The 13,962-nt window shown below is 42.0% G+C and carries 20 protein-coding genes; 12 read left to right on the forward strand and 8 right to left on the reverse strand.

The window, feature by feature from the left end; all coding sequences use genetic code 11:
• Window positions 1–262 precede the first annotated feature (262 nt).
• The 7 genes from HMPREF9073_RS03850 (at window position 263) to HMPREF9073_RS03880 (ending at window position 3,305) form a co-directional block, all read left to right on the forward strand.
• The gene (locus HMPREF9073_RS03850) at window positions 263–562 is read left to right on the forward strand and encodes a hypothetical protein (protein WP_009412688.1); all 300 of its coding nucleotides are present in this window, start codon (window positions 263–265) and stop codon (window positions 560–562) included.
• 1 nt (window position 563) lies between these two features.
• The gene (locus tag HMPREF9073_RS03855; protein WP_157453484.1) at window positions 564–986 is read left to right on the forward strand and encodes a hypothetical protein; all 423 of its coding nucleotides are present in this window, start codon (window positions 564–566) and stop codon (window positions 984–986) included.
• Between the two features lie 222 nt (window positions 987–1,208).
• Window positions 1,209–1,538, forward strand: a complete 330-nt coding sequence (locus HMPREF9073_RS03860; protein WP_009412690.1) for a hypothetical protein — start codon at window positions 1,209–1,211, stop codon at window positions 1,536–1,538.
• 19 nt (window positions 1,539–1,557) lie between these two features.
• Window positions 1,558–1,914 (forward strand): hypothetical protein, encoded by a 357-nt coding sequence (locus tag HMPREF9073_RS03865; RefSeq protein ID WP_009412691.1) that lies wholly within the window; start codon window positions 1,558–1,560, stop codon window positions 1,912–1,914.
• Window positions 1,915–1,959: 45 nt separating this feature from the next.
• Complete coding sequence (locus HMPREF9073_RS03870) at window positions 1,960–2,520, forward strand: hypothetical protein (RefSeq protein ID WP_009412692.1); 561 nt, start codon at window positions 1,960–1,962, stop codon at window positions 2,518–2,520.
• Window positions 2,521–2,524: 4 nt separating this feature from the next.
• Window positions 2,525–3,007 (forward strand): hypothetical protein, encoded by a 483-nt coding sequence (locus HMPREF9073_RS03875; protein WP_009412693.1) that lies wholly within the window; start codon window positions 2,525–2,527, stop codon window positions 3,005–3,007.
• A 79-nt stretch (window positions 3,008–3,086) separates the two neighbouring features.
• Window positions 3,087–3,305, forward strand: coding sequence for a hypothetical protein (locus HMPREF9073_RS03880; protein ID WP_034555330.1), 219 nt, complete (start codon window positions 3,087–3,089; stop codon window positions 3,303–3,305).
• Window positions 3,306–3,320: 15 nt separating this feature from the next.
• On the opposite strand, the gene HMPREF9073_RS03885 is transcribed toward HMPREF9073_RS03880, so the two are convergent.
• Window positions 3,321–3,773, reverse strand: coding sequence for a hypothetical protein (locus HMPREF9073_RS03885; RefSeq protein ID WP_009412695.1), 453 nt, complete (start codon window positions 3,771–3,773; stop codon window positions 3,321–3,323).
• A complete protein-coding gene (locus tag HMPREF9073_RS03890) occupies window positions 3,770–4,276 on the reverse strand; it encodes a hypothetical protein (RefSeq protein WP_009412696.1) in 507 nt (168 codons plus the stop codon). Before HMPREF9073_RS03890 ends, HMPREF9073_RS03885 begins: the two co-directional genes overlap by 4 nt.
• A 77-nt stretch (window positions 4,277–4,353) precedes the next feature.
• Here HMPREF9073_RS03890 and HMPREF9073_RS03895 point away from each other — a divergent pair, with 77 nt between their 5' ends.
• Window positions 4,354–4,632: a hypothetical protein gene (locus tag HMPREF9073_RS03895; protein ID WP_009412697.1), complete on the forward strand. Its 279-nt coding sequence runs from the start codon at window positions 4,354–4,356 to the stop codon at window positions 4,630–4,632.
• Here the strand turns inward: HMPREF9073_RS03895 and HMPREF9073_RS15245 are convergent.
• The 6 genes from HMPREF9073_RS15245 to HMPREF9073_RS03925 all read right to left on the reverse strand — a co-directional run bounded on the left by HMPREF9073_RS15245 (window position 4,619) and on the right by HMPREF9073_RS03925 (window position 10,163).
• Window positions 4,619–6,037 carry a phage minor head protein gene (locus HMPREF9073_RS15245; protein ID WP_009412698.1) on the reverse strand — a complete coding sequence of 473 codons (1,419 nt, stop codon included), beginning with the start codon at window positions 6,035–6,037 and terminating at the stop codon, window positions 4,619–4,621. The two genes, HMPREF9073_RS03895 and HMPREF9073_RS15245, sit on opposite strands and share 14 nt — an antisense overlap.
• Before the next feature lie 143 nt (window positions 6,038–6,180).
• Window positions 6,181–7,401, reverse strand: a complete 1,221-nt coding sequence (locus tag HMPREF9073_RS03905) for a DUF935 family protein (protein ID WP_009412699.1) — start codon at window positions 7,399–7,401, stop codon at window positions 6,181–6,183.
• The gene (locus HMPREF9073_RS03910; protein WP_009412700.1) at window positions 7,398–7,685 is read right to left on the reverse strand and encodes a hypothetical protein; all 288 of its coding nucleotides are present in this window, start codon (window positions 7,683–7,685) and stop codon (window positions 7,398–7,400) included. Before HMPREF9073_RS03910 ends, HMPREF9073_RS03905 begins: the two co-directional genes overlap by 4 nt.
• A gap of 25 nt (window positions 7,686–7,710) precedes the next feature.
• On the reverse strand, window positions 7,711–8,166 hold the full coding sequence (locus tag HMPREF9073_RS03915; RefSeq protein WP_009412701.1) for a phage protein Gp36 family protein: 456 nt from the start codon (window positions 8,164–8,166) through the stop codon (window positions 7,711–7,713).
• A 1-nt stretch (window position 8,167) separates the two neighbouring features.
• Entirely contained in the window at window positions 8,168–9,745 is a 1,578-nt protein-coding gene (gene terL, locus HMPREF9073_RS03920; RefSeq protein ID WP_009412702.1) for a phage terminase large subunit, read from the reverse strand.
• A complete protein-coding gene (locus tag HMPREF9073_RS03925; RefSeq protein ID WP_009412703.1) occupies window positions 9,729–10,163 on the reverse strand; it encodes a hypothetical protein in 435 nt (144 codons plus the stop codon). Before HMPREF9073_RS03925 ends, terL begins: the two co-directional genes overlap by 17 nt.
• A 172-nt stretch (window positions 10,164–10,335) precedes the next feature.
• On the opposite strand from HMPREF9073_RS03925, the gene HMPREF9073_RS03930 reads away from it, so the two are divergent.
• The 4 genes from HMPREF9073_RS03930 to HMPREF9073_RS03945 all read left to right on the forward strand — a co-directional run bounded on the left by HMPREF9073_RS03930 (window position 10,336) and on the right by HMPREF9073_RS03945 (window position 13,885).
• Window positions 10,336–11,226: an HK97 family phage prohead protease gene (locus HMPREF9073_RS03930; protein WP_009412705.1), complete on the forward strand. Its 891-nt coding sequence runs from the start codon at window positions 10,336–10,338 to the stop codon at window positions 11,224–11,226.
• 103 nt (window positions 11,227–11,329) lie between these two features.
• A complete protein-coding gene (locus HMPREF9073_RS03935) occupies window positions 11,330–12,124 on the forward strand; it encodes a hypothetical protein (RefSeq protein ID WP_157453485.1) in 795 nt (264 codons plus the stop codon).
• A 201-nt stretch (window positions 12,125–12,325) separates the two neighbouring features.
• A complete protein-coding gene (locus tag HMPREF9073_RS03940) occupies window positions 12,326–12,706 on the forward strand; it encodes a hypothetical protein (RefSeq protein WP_009412707.1) in 381 nt (126 codons plus the stop codon).
• A gap of 3 nt (window positions 12,707–12,709) precedes the next feature.
• Window positions 12,710–13,885 carry a DUF2586 family protein gene (locus tag HMPREF9073_RS03945; protein ID WP_009412708.1) on the forward strand — a complete coding sequence of 392 codons (1,176 nt, stop codon included), beginning with the start codon at window positions 12,710–12,712 and terminating at the stop codon, window positions 13,883–13,885.
• The last annotated feature ends 77 nt before the right edge of the window (window positions 13,886–13,962 follow it).

The following is a 13,962-nucleotide window of genomic DNA, read 5'->3' on the forward strand; positions in this document are numbered from 1 at the left end:
CCCTCGACGAGCAAGGCAAAAAGTGTAACATACCTTTGTCACTCTCATCGGTAGACTTTCCCCCAGGTACCGATATTAAAAACCTCTTCCCAGTACACGAAAAGTACGAAGAGCAAGTCACCGCATAACACTACACTTTTAGCCGTTTCGGCAGCTAAAAGATGCTCCTCCGCCCTTAGTAAGTCGCTGGCAATAAGAGGACGCTTTTATGAGACCCACTAAGGCGAGGAGCTTTTAAATAACCTTTAAACACCATTTAAAAATGAAAAAAGCACTTATATTTTTAGGACTATCATTACTATTTTTCTCTTGTGGAAAAAAGAACAATGAACAAACAAACAAAACAGAGGTCATTACAGGGTTTGTAGTAGACAAAGAAATTATAACAGCCCATACAACCTTCCACTTTGTTGGAAAAGTACGCACAAGCACCTATCACCCTGCAAAATATTATATGTATGTTGCCAACAAAGAAGGTACTAACAAAATAACAATATACGAAAACGACTACAAAGAGTATAACGCAGGCGACTATGTAAAAGTAACAGTTAAAAATGAATAATATGCCCACAATAAAACCCCATCAGATTCGTATCCTCCAAACCCTTTTAGGCAAACGCTTTAAGGACAGAGAAGCCCGCCTACAATTCGTATGTAGTTTTATAGGACGAGAGCTCCCCAGCACCAAAAATCTCACCGAAGACGAGTTTTTTGCCCTCGCCCAGCACCTTGGTTACCATTTCGAGATGCACGCTTACTTTAATATCGAAAACAAGCAACAACTAAAGCTATTATCCCTATGCCACGAACTCGGATGGCGCGATACAACCAACCCCAAGTATGCCGACATAAAACGCCTTGGTAAATGGTTTTGTAGTAGCAAAAACCCGTTCAAAAAAAGCCTCCAAAACCTCACCCCCAGTGAGGTCGGCAAGGTCAATAACATATTCGAGAAAATGCTCACCCAACGCTATGAAAGAAAGTAAAAAAGGGGGCAGGTGTCAGCTGTCAGGTGTCAGTTCTGCCACGTCCGACACATCATTTGTCATTTGTCATTCGTCATTAAACACCTGCCCCCACAAGCATAAAGAGCTCCGCACCCTTGCCCACTACGTAACCGTAGAAGTAACTGCCCTATTCTGCAAAGACTGCGGTACACAACTCACCAAAGAAGAGTGGAATGTATAACAATTTAAACACAAAATACAATGGAAATAGACGATTATGATATAAGTTACTCCTCAATATGCGATAGGATTAATGGAAACCCTCAAGCAGCAAAAAAAGAGCTATTGCGTTTGTGCAATATGACTGTAAAAGCAGAAGAAAAAGTTAAAAAATTAGAAGAGGAACTAAGTGAGGCAAAAACTGATGTAAGATTTTTTAAAAAAGGCATATACAACACCTTTCATTACTTCCGCAACCAAATTGGCAAACTACCCTCCTCTGTTATCCTCCGTGAGGGAAATACGATATACACCATTAAGTACTTAGATGAAGATAACATTACAATAAAAGTTGAAAAAGAAAGTTTTTAATTACTAAAACACAAAGAAAATGAACACACAAAAATACACCACTTGGCTTGTCCCCCTCGACATTGCCAAAAAACTCAAAGAAATAGGGTTTAATGAGCACTGCCCTTTTAGTATGGATAACTATTGGAGTTTTGTAGATTGCTCAAAAGACGGGAATGGTTTTTTCGATTTAGAGGGAAAAAACCATAACATATATAAAGATGTATATAGTATTCCCACTTGGGAGCAAGCCCTCGCTTGGTTCAGAGCAAAAGGCTATTATGGCAACCTCGAAGCCACCAGCAAAGGTACTTCAGCCTACATCTTTTACCCCGAAATAAGACAACGGAGAATTTTGGGAGTTTGCCTACAAAGAAAGCTACGAAGAAGCTCGTGAAACCCTTTTACTTAAACTAATAGACCTCTATAAAACAGCAAACCAATGACCTACACCGTAACCCTACACCGTACCCACACACTGCTAAAGCTCACCTACAAAAAAGGTGAGCTTTGCAAAATAGAAATCAAAAGCGGAGGGCTCAACAGTCAGCAATACCAACAACTTGGAGCTATCCTACCCCCACAAGAGGAAGATATAGAACGCTACCAAGAGCAATGGAACGGCAGTGTGTCCTACACTAAAGACGAGCATCAAACTGCAAGCCTTTACACCCAATTCTTAGACGAGTGGTTTGGCTTCTACAATCGTCTATACGGATTTCCTCCCAAGTTCACTGGTGCCGACGGCAAAGCCCTCAAGCAAATCATTAGCTACCTGCAACAAGTATCAGCAAACGACACTGAAGCCCTTTCCACGTGGCAATACCTATTGGGCAATTGGCAGAAGATGGATGAGTTTCACCAACGAAACACCGATTTAAAATACATCAATTCACAACTTAACAAGATATTACAAAATGCAAAACGAGGTAACAGTAGTGCAAAACAAACTTACAGCACTGATTTCAAACGAAAGATTCTTGAGGGTATATTCACCCAATAACTGTATGAAGCACAGTTACAAACTCAAAACCATAGCCGAAGCTATCAACCTGCCAACCCCCTCCATTAGTAGCATACGAAGAGACTATGGTGCAACAGCTTGTGAAAGTTATATAATGTTATGGCTCGTATATCTAAACGAAATGTTAGCCGTAAGTCGCCCAATGAGCGAAGAACAAATAAGCCTTTGCAGTAGCCAAATAATGAACGATTACGGTTACTTAAAACTTACCGAAATATCATTTATATTCAAACGCGTACTATCGGGTGAATACGGCGAATTTTACGAACGATTAGGCATAGATAAAGTGCTTAGATTTTTTAGAGAATATGACAAAGAACGCCTACAATATATAGACGATGAACGCCAACGCGAACACACCGAATTTCGCTACCAAGAGCAAAAAAATGAAACTCCTTTAGACGACTTTAAACGCAAACTAAAAAAAGCCTACCGACTAACAGAACGAAAGACGAGAGACGATTAAATTCGCCTCTCGTCTTTTGTATTTTGTAATTCGTAATTATTTCATACCTTTGCACTATAAAATCAATTTCTTAAAAGCAATGCCTCTAAAAACACCCAATAAAAAGCAGGGTTACCAGCGTAACCAACTCCTCCGATACAAAGCAGTAATGGACGAGTTCAACCGCCACGACTATCGCTATATGCCTATTTCGGTAATATGGCGTGAGTTTATATACCCCAAGTTCTTTATATCAAGAGGCACGCTTTACAAAATTCTAAGTATAGATGTAGATACCGAGCTACAAGCCTACGCCTAATCTACAATTTGCTAATTATATATTTTGTACTTCACAACTGTAATACACTTCATACTCTTGGAGCCCATCATCGCGAAGGGTTCTGTTCTGCGAAGTCCTAATAAGTGGCGAAACATTAGGCAGTAATGATACTCCGTGTAGTTGCTGGTGTATTTTCTCAATAATACCCCATATTGCCCACACCTCTTCTTTTTGTCTCCTTGGGGCTTGCATACTACTATTGGTAAGCCTCATATTAGCCACCGTAATTTTTATCTGTACAGTTCCTATCTGTCGTTGTAGAGGTTTTTTAGTAATATCTTTGCCTAAGTTAGTGAATTGCACTTGTTGCACATCAATCAGCGCACAAGGGTATTGTACAGGCATATTAGGACTGTAATAGTCTAACTGTCCCCAGTTCTCATCTATGTGTTTAAGTTCTGCAATCTCGCTTACTTTCTGTTGTATTTTTTCTAATAATGCTTTCATTGGTGTATGCTATTTAGTAGTTCTTTCATATTAAAATTTACAATATCATTTACCATTCGTTTTACTTCTGTATGGTCGCCGATAAATTGTCGCTTGGGTATTTTTAGTTTGTCGCCTACCTTTTTTAAAGCAAGGGCTTTCCAGTGCTCTGCTTCTACTGAAAAAGCCTTTTGTGTAGCCCCTTTGCGCCCTTTAGCTTTGTAGTACATTGCCCAAAAATAACGCTTTATTTTGGCTGTTACTTCCACTTCACCGCCATTGTTTTGAATATCGGCATAAGGCACTGAGCTTGTCCAGCGTACAGTAGTACCTTCAATGTTGCTACGAATAGACCGCCTTAGTGTAACTGTACGTATCATCAGTGAGCCACGTCGATTAGGTATAAGGGTATTAGCCCATTTATCATCAAAGAACGCTTTACGCTCAAAATTGCGGTCAAACGCCTCTGTGAGCTTTACTTTCGTATCTGTTAAGATGTGATTTAAAAAGTCTTTAAACTCCATTTAAAAAAGTTTTGTGTTTATTTGCTTGTTGTTTTGTTTTTATTTTGTACTTTTGTTGCCTAAAATACATTTATAGAATGGAAACGATTTTTGACCACAACCCCACACAATCAGAGTTAAACGCTCTTAGGTTTGATGCCTTATCATTTACACTTAAATTTGGCATTGAACTAAATGAGAAATTAACCCCTGATAGTTACAAAAAGCATATCACAAAAGAATTTGCTTTTTATGATTTAGCTTGCCTCTTTGAGGAAAGAGGAGATATGGATAAAGCCGAGCAGTATTGGCAACAGCTTCCTAAAGCCTATAAAGAATATGGTTTAGGGTATGATGCTATTGCTACCGCTGTATAGCAAAAAACTCTGTTATCTTCTCCCCTATATTAGAATAATCACTCATTAAATGAGGTTTAAAAAAATCAACAGCTTCACGCTCCTCTATACCGTTGTTTTTCAATCGCTCTCTGAAGTTTTTAATCCAACCACTATATCCATATCCTTCATCTAAAATTCTTTGTTGGTGTGATGCTCTTCCTCCAAGTCTTTCAATAAATTCATTATAGGTGTGTCGTGCTATAAATTCATTGATAGTTTCCATACTTTCTGTTTGTCTCCTATTAAGTTGTACCGGTCGTGTTTGAGTTTTGGCGTGTAATATTTCGTGCCATAACGACTCTAAAGCATACTCTTGTTTGAATGTTAAAGCCTCTCCTTTCTTTATAGCTCCTAATGCTTCTCGTAACTGTCCTGCAGGGTTAAAACCAATGCTTGTAAAGGTATGAGTACTTATTTTTATAGTAGATTGGCTACTCCATTCATTAGTATTGTTATTAAAATACATTGAGTGTTGCATTAAAAAGTTGGTAGAACTTGTAAAGCTCACCTCTTCGAGCCCTCTTCTAAAGTCGTTAGGGAATAATTCAGCATATTTTAGCAATACATTTTTTACCTCCTCTCTTGTGGGGAAGTCTCTTCTTATGAGCTCTTGCAAATTAACTGAAGTTCTATTATTCATTGCTTCTAACTCTCTTTGTACATGCCCAGCTCCTACTACTTGAGTATAAGTATTAGTGGGTGGAAATACCTTCTTTTCCTGCCCTGGGTTAAAGCGAAACATCTCCAATTTATTCTTTCCACTCTTGCCTATCTGGGTAGTGGCTTCCTCTCCTGCCTTTTTGGCAGTTTCGGGGTTGCTTTTGGTGTTTTCACGTGCCAATACTTCTACAGCTGTACAGCGGCAACGCCAGCCATTAGGCGGGTAGTACTCCGTCCAAAAGGCATCGTCTTTGGGCAAACATATTCCTGCCAAAGCGGCGTGGCTTTGCCTTACTCGCTCATCACCTGCGGTGCGATATTCCAACCAATAACGGCTCGTGTCGGTTTGTAGGTTAGCCCAATTAGCGGCACTTTGGGCACTCTGTACAGCGAACTGGTACTCGGCTTCTAAGTAGTTACGGTTATAGGTGTTATTCAGTTTTAGTATCTCCTGTTCAAACTGATAATAAGGGCATATATTGCCCTGCTCGTCTTTTAGTTTGCTCCGTGCCTCAGTGAGCTGTGTATGGGTTTTGAGCCCTGAAAAGATAAATACATCTTTCTCTAAATAGGTTTTCATCTCATCGGGTACTTCGTGAGGGATAGCAGTGTTAAACACTTCAGCGGTAGCGGTAATGAGGTCGCGGTAGGCTTTGTATTTGGTAAGGTCTTCGGGTTTATAGGTGCCTTTTTTATGCAAATAGTCAAACGCTTTCTTAGCCACCTTAGTGAGGTCTTTCTCCCCTCTACTTGGGAGAGGGGCAGGGGGTGAAGATGCTAATCTTGCTTCTTGGCACGCCTGACAATCGCAAGGAGCGTATTGGTTTTGTAGGTTCAGGTGTAGTGCCCCGAAATAAGTGTCGGGGCTTAGTCGAAAAAATCTAAGGTGAGTTTTTGAGGCGTGGCAGGGGCTTTTTGCCCTGTAACCTCAATGCCGAATTTTTCTTTTAACCACTCATCTGATACTTCTTTATAAGGTAGTATTTCCTTAGTGCGTGTCCACAGTTCGCCCAAGTCCTCCACTTGGTCATACACGAGCGATAAGCCCTCTTCGGGGAGTACCCCAATGGCGTATAGGGCAGGTAGTACTTTATCGTTCATATACTGCTCTACCATAGTTTGGTCGGCATCCACAAGGGCTTGTAGCATATCCTGTGAACTGACCTCCTTACCCTTACTACCATACTTAGTATCTTGCCCTATGATAGCCCCCGAGATAAGTAGGGAGATGTTATCACGGCAAAGTTTTATGAGTCCGTTATACACTTCACCTGTAGCAGGTACCCCATTGGTTGCCCACTCGAATTGTTCGGTTTCGTCGATGATAAACCAAGCGGCAGCCCCCATATCGGTCATCATCTTCTCGGCACGTGCAAGGGCTTGGCGGTCACGGGTGTTTGTCTTCATTACGCGGGGAGGTATGCCATATATCTCGCACAACTCCGACCAGCAACTTTGCGCAAAACGACTGAAAAGTATATGCGGTATTGCCTGATTAATAAGCCCCAAGTCGCCCACCTTACCAAAGTCTAACAACCACGTGCCGTATTCAGAGGCATTCATATAGTCTAACCCCTTATCATCGGTGTAGTCTTTTAGGATAATACCCTTTTGAGGTATTACATTTTGGCGGGGTACTAAAGCTACTTCTACATCCGAAAAAGGCACCTCATTACTGCCCGCAGGTGCTACCTGCCTATTGAGCTCTATAAGGGTATAGCCAAAGTACTCACTATCTAAGATGTGACTTATAATATCATTAAACCAAACCGACTTTTGTAATGCTTTGGTCAGCTCTTCGTGTGTCTGACCATTAGCCTTTTGTATGCTGAAGTTAGCCGAAATAGTCTTTAGCTTTCGGTTCTTTATTTGTGAGGTAGTATGCGCGTCAAGCATCATATCACGCACGAGATTATAGTAGGGGAACGTTTTGGGGTTCTCAACATTCTCCGCCATTGCCATTGCATTTTTCCACGTGAGTACATCGGCACGAGTGCGTGCCATTGATTTTGGCACAATATTGCGGGTAGGTTGCAGAGTGTTATTCCCTGCTTTCTTAGGTTTCTTATAGTTCTTATAGGATTTCATTGCTTGTATTTTCCTTTAACATTAATACCTTTCTCGGTGATTTGTAGTACTTCGGCACTAAAGCCGTCTGCTTCTAATTGGATGCGTATATGCCTATCAAGGGCGCGGGTAATACTGCCATTCTGTGCCTGCTGAATATTACAGCCCGTAATAGGCGACTCCTTCCATTCTCCTTGCTTGGAGAGCAAAAGGAACTCTACGTGTTGGGCAGTACTTTCATTAGTGACAAAGTCGCCCCCTACTACCTCCAAATCATATTCAGTTGTTACGGTTATATCTTTCATAATAATTGCCTACAGGTGTCCTCATTTATTCGTGATTGTACTTTTTACGAGAACCATATACAAAAGGGGTTATTTGCTTTTCTGTTTCCTCCGTACGAGGTACAATAGGCAGCGAACTGATATTCACCTCACCCTTAGCAAGCCTTTTAAGGTACTCTATCGCCCTATCATAACGTTCTTTGGCGTGATCATAGATAATATCAGCATTGCACAGATCTACAATATACCACTTAGCTACCGATAGGCAAAGACTCACAACAAGGGCGTTTCTTTCCTCTCCTCGCTTGGCAAAGATAGCCTCCGTATCGTATCGAGGGCGACCGTCAAGGTATTCCTTTTTGTCATTGGTGTAGAAGTACGATTTTACTTCCTGCTCAGCAGTATCTAACGCCTGCAGTAATATACTCTCGTCCCCTTCGGTTATCTGCTCCACTTGGTAGGAGTAGATATTATTCTTTAAATCTTCTTTTACTAAAAACATATCAATAATGGTTATTAACTCTCGCCCCGAAGGCGTATTGGTTGCTACTTTGCCTGTTGCGACCTATGAGCCATTTAAAAGCTCCGTGCACGGCATCGGGTCCATCATCGTGGGCACCAGAACCTTTTTCAAAAGCTAAGAACTGGTCAATAAGCACCTGCATATCCGCGTCTTTCTGTTCACTATTGAACCACACATTTTTGCGCTCAAAATAGCCCGCAAGGCTCTCTATACGGTCAAATTTATCTGCCTTACTTCGTTTGTCAGCTACGATAGGGATATAGTACCCTCGTTTGTCGCCCTCTTGGTCAAAGTCGCTTACAAACTCATCCATCGCAAAAAGTCCCTCAATCATATAACGTACATTGTAGCGGTCTAAGCGATACTTCTCATACTGGTCATACAGCCATTTAGCACAATGCGCACGGCTTTTTTGCTGCATATAGCACAGCAGTATATGGAACTCCTTGCCTATATTGCCCACCAAAATCAGGGCTTTGTAGTCCGCATTTTCCTTATACGACAAGTCCCCATAGAAGCACAAATTATCATACTTAGAAAGCGGCAGTGCCTTTTTATACTGAATATCTTCGTACTTAAAGATAGCCCCATCCTCAATATGCGTGTGCATATACTCCCGCATAAACGAGCGATAGGGCATACTTTTAAACTTATTACGCCAGTACTCCGCCGAAGTCTTTTCAGGCCATTCAGGAGTAAAGTCCTGCAAGTTTTTTACCGCACACACCGTAAGTATTTTGAACTCTGTTTGCGGACTATCCTCATAACTACCCTCTTCCTTGGGCGTGTTAATTACCTCATTGAAGTACGTTTTAAGGCGGTTCGTGATCGAGTTTTTGTGGAAGTTATTGTTAGCAAATACAAAACGTTCAGTAGCGTTGTCTTCGCTGTCAAAACACCCCCATACATCTTCGGTAATATAATCTACACTTTCACGCATAATACGGTCGTTGTGGATAGACTTTTTGCTATCCACATCATCTACCACTATATAGTCGGGGCGCTCCGATTGTTCTCGTGCCCCTCGCGGGTTTTGCCCAAAACCAAGCGACATAAACCGAACCCCATCATTAGTAACAAACGAACCATCCGACCAATCTCCTACGGAAGCTCTTTTGCCGTAATCATTCTGCAAGCGGTTGTTATGCTCCAGCTGTGCCTGTATGCCCGACAGCAGCTTCTTAGCTTTAGGTTCAGTCTCGCCCACCAAAAGCATAAATCGCAAATCACCCTTAGCAAAATACAAGTACAGCGGTATTCCCATATCTATATGTACCGACTTCCCCGCCGAGCGGTACATCTCGGCAAGCAAGCGCAAGCGTTTATTGCCTACTATCAGCTTAGCCAGCTGGACGTGAAACCACGCACACTTCTGTTTGGCATAGTTAGGGAAATAGTATTCAAACCATCGCACATAATCACCCTCCAAGTTCTTAATACGAGCCGCCTTTTCTTTGGCTGTTTCGTGTATATTTACCGAAGTAGCCTTAGCAATCAGCAGGCAATGCTTGTCGTAATCGGCTAAGAGTTTAGCATATATCTTATCGTTCTTGCTCATTTTTTACTTTTAGTTGTAAGAATTGTTTGTGATACTTGGTACATTGAGCGGCAAAACCCGCGTCCTGTTGTGATATAAACATATCCAGTTCCTTCAGCACTTTATATACAGTGGTAGGGTCTGCCTGCGTTTCGCACCTATCTAAGGCAGCCATTAACTTACCCACATCAGAAGCCGAGAAAGTAGGCTCTTGTCCATTCATTACCCTAATAGTCTCAGCTTGTAGCTTCTGTTTGATAATCGTAGGCGAAGCGTGGAATCCCAGACGCTTGTCCTCCCAATCATACTTCTTTACCCACTCACCAATAGTAGCAGGGCGTACTCCGTAGAGCTCCGCTACTTCTGCTTGGGTAACCTCAATATTTTCAATATAATATTGTTCTGCCTTAATACGTGTTTGTTCTTTATTTCTTGCCATTTTTTGTGGCAAAATTCCTACAATTATGACACTTATAAAACAAGTTGTTCAGTCCTTGAACAACTTTGTCCAACCCTTGAACAGTTTTGTCCAACCCTTAAACAACTATTTGCACACTCGACAGAAGCTCACGAATTTTGCCCCGAAAATGATTAACAAAAAATGAAAGCCTATGCCTAAATTTATATTGAATGATGAAGCAGTGGTCAATTCTTACGGCTTTAGAATCCTAACTGCAGGAATTGATCTAACACGCTTCAAACTCAACCCTGTAATGCTTGATGGGCACATTCAGAGCAATCAGAATGTTATAGGAAGTTGGAAAGACATCACCCTTGAAGGGGGTAAATTGCTCGCTGAACCGATATTTGATATGGAGGACGACAATGCTAAACTTATAGCAGGAAAGGTAGAACGAGGTATTATCAAGGGGGCAAGTATGGGAATAATGTTTTCTAAGAAAGATTTAGCTAATGAAAACGGAGATATGGTGCTTAAAAACTGTTCCCTTTTTGAAGTATCTATTGTAGCCGTACCCAGTAATGCCAACGCTTTGCGATTACAAATGGACGGCAAAGAACTTACCGAAAAAGAAATAAATGAGCTATGCCTATCATTGACGGATAAAACAATTAACACAGATAACAATATGAAGATACAACTTACACAATTAGCCTTAGTAGCCTTGGGTATGAGTGCCAACACCAAGGAGCTATCTACAGACGAAATAGAGTCTGCTATCTTGGCACTTTCTAAATCACGAGACGAACTGCAAGAAAAACTCACCCTTTCAGAAGAGCAGCTTAATGCTTTTATAAATAAAGAAAAAGCACAAAAAGCAGCCCTTACTATCCAAATGCTTGACGAGGCAGTAAAAAGCGGTAAAATCACCGCTGATAAACGACAAACATTTGCTGATTTAGCGGCTAAAGATTTTGATTTGGCAGAAGCTACTTTCGAAGCTTTGCCTACTAAAAAGAAGCTTTGGTACAGGTGTTACCACACCCGCAGGAACCACTGGAGTAACTACTATGGACGATTTTCAAAAACTCTCCTTAGATGAGAAGTTGGCTTTCAAAAACAGCAACCCTGAAGCCTACCAAAAATTGGTTGCTTCTATTTAACTCCGTAGCACAGTAAGCATTTAAATAATATTTAAAAACCTTTTGAAAACAGAATTAACTATGGCAATGAATTTTCCAGAAATATGGGAGGCACGCGTACGACAAACCCTTTCACAAGGAGCCGATGCCGACTTCTTAGATGGCGTGCAAGAACTCGATGGCGATGTAACCCAAATGGGCGAACACAACGTAATTCACATCCCTACTACTGAGTTCAAACCCGATGTACTTATTAATAACAGTACATACCCCCTCGCTATCCAAGACTACACCGACAACGAAGTAGTGGTAAAATTGGACAAGTATCAAACAAAACCTACAAAGGTTACCGACGACCAAACTATCGGGGCGAGCTACAACAAAATTGATGCGGTTACCCGTAGCCACACCAATGAAATTAGCGTTACCAAGTATAAAAAAGCATTACACGCTATTGCTCCCGACCAAAACACCGCTGCTACTCCAGTCCTCACCATTGCAGGTACTGAATGTACTTACAACGACATTGTAGCCCTCAAAGAAAAATGTGATAAAGCAAAATGGCCTCTCAAAGGTCGCCGCCTTGTATTGTGTTACGACCACTACAACGCCCTCCTCAAAGACCGTGAACGTTTCGGCGACCAGCTTATCAACTATCGCAACGGACAAGTATCACCAGTGATTGCAGGCTTTGAAATCAAAACCTACGAACAACACCCTCACTACAATGCCGCAGGACAAAAAATCGCTTTTGACCAAGTGCCTACAAGTACCGATAAACCCGCTTCAGTAGCCTTTGTAGTAGATGCCGTACGCAAAAAAACAGGGCTCACTAAGCAGTACTATTCCGGAAGCTAAGCAAGATACCCAAAACCAAGCAAATCTCTTGGCGTATCGCCACTACTTTATTGCTTTGCCTTTGGAGAAAAAGTATATCGCCGCAATGAAATAATGTTTAACCCAAAAAGGAGGAGGAGCCTCAGAAAAGCCCCAAAGTAACTCAATTAGCACGCTTTTTTCTGCAACCTTTCCCCCCCCTTTACTAATAACACAAAATCTATGGATACCATATTCAATGATAACCCAAATTTAGATGTAGCCTACAAAACCGCTGACGGCAAATACTTCTACACCGAAAATAGCGCACAAAACTACGCCCTCACCCTCAAAAATAAAGAGGTAAAAAAAGTAGTACGTACAGAAGATGCAACAGAAAAAGAGAAAGTAAAAAATGAGGTCGTTACTGAAACACAGAAGCCTCAAACAGTAGAAACCATTGAACCCTCAGAGCCTTCAGAAAACCCAGAGCCCTCAGAAAACCCAGAGCCCTCAGAAAACTCTGATAGTTCAGAAACCCCAGAGCCTTCAGAAAGCTCAGAGCCCTCAGAAGAAACAAAGCCCAGCTTTGAACTCAAACCTAAAAACTTTAACAAACGCTAAACAATGAACGGAGTAAAATTCATAAGAAAAAGTGGTGGCTTAGGGCGTGAACTCGCAGGTGAAGACCATATCTCTGGGCTCATCGTCTATGGCGAAGCAGCCGTTGCCCCTACCTTATTACTTTCGGTAGAGGAATTAGCAGGCAAGGCTATTACTCACACAGCGAACCCCGTATTGCACTATCATATAACCGAGTTCTTTCGTATCAATGAAGGGGCAAAGCTATACGTGCAATCAGTAGCAAGTGCCGACGGTAATTATACCGAAGTAAAAACCCTGCAAGCATTCGCCCAGGGCAAACTCCGACAAATCGCCGTTTGCGACTTCAAAACCGAACTTTCGGACTTAGACAACGCCCTTAGCAAGCTCAACGCTATCGGCAAGGAGTTAGCCAAACGTATCACCCCTGCAAGCCTTTTGTATAGCTTTAAACTAAAAGCCGAAGATATTGCTAACCTCCCCGATTTGCACACCAAAAGTGCCGAACTCGTGAGCGTGGTTATAGGTCAAGATGGTGCAGGGCGAGGAAACTATATCGCACAAACTACCCCTGCAGTAGGTTGTATAGGGGCTGCCCTTGGAGCCCTTTCCAAAGCCAGCGTACACGAAAGCATTGGCTGGGTAGAAAAGCAGAACTTAGTGAGTATAGCTTACGATAAAGCCCTTACAGGCGACACCTTGCAAGCTCTTGAGTTAGATGTCCCTGCTTTAGCAGACAGTACCAAGCTCAGTAGCCTAACCCCTGCACAAGTAGAAGCCTTGCACGGCAAAGGGTATATTTTCCTTACTCAATATGCAGGCAATGCAGGCACCTACTTCAATGATAGCTTTACGGCAACAGCCACCACAAGCGACTTTGCCTATATAGAGAATAACCGCACCATCGACAAGGCTATCCGTGAACTCAACCGTGTACTGGTACCTAAGATTTCAGGCCCTGCCTATATTGACCCCGATACAGGCAACCTGCAAACAGCAACTGTCTCGGCTATTAGTGCCCTTTGTGAGGAGCCTTTAGATGCAATGAAGCGCAATGGTGAACTCAGTGGGTACAAAGTCTATATCAACCCACGCCAGCGTATTTTGCAAACCTCCAAATTGGAGGTAGTACTCAAAATAGTACCCGTAGGCACTATGCGTGAGATAGAAGTAGCTATCGGCTTTGCCCTATCAGTGTAATCCTCACCTAACCCCTCCCAAAGAGGGGAACTTATAATGTAAAATAACTAATTAACCCCGCTACCCCGTGCGGATTG

It is taken from the genome of Capnocytophaga sp. oral taxon 326 str. F0382, assembly GCF_000318295.1.
In the GTDB taxonomy this organism is placed as follows: domain Bacteria; phylum Bacteroidota; class Bacteroidia; order Flavobacteriales; family Flavobacteriaceae; genus Capnocytophaga; species Capnocytophaga periodontitidis.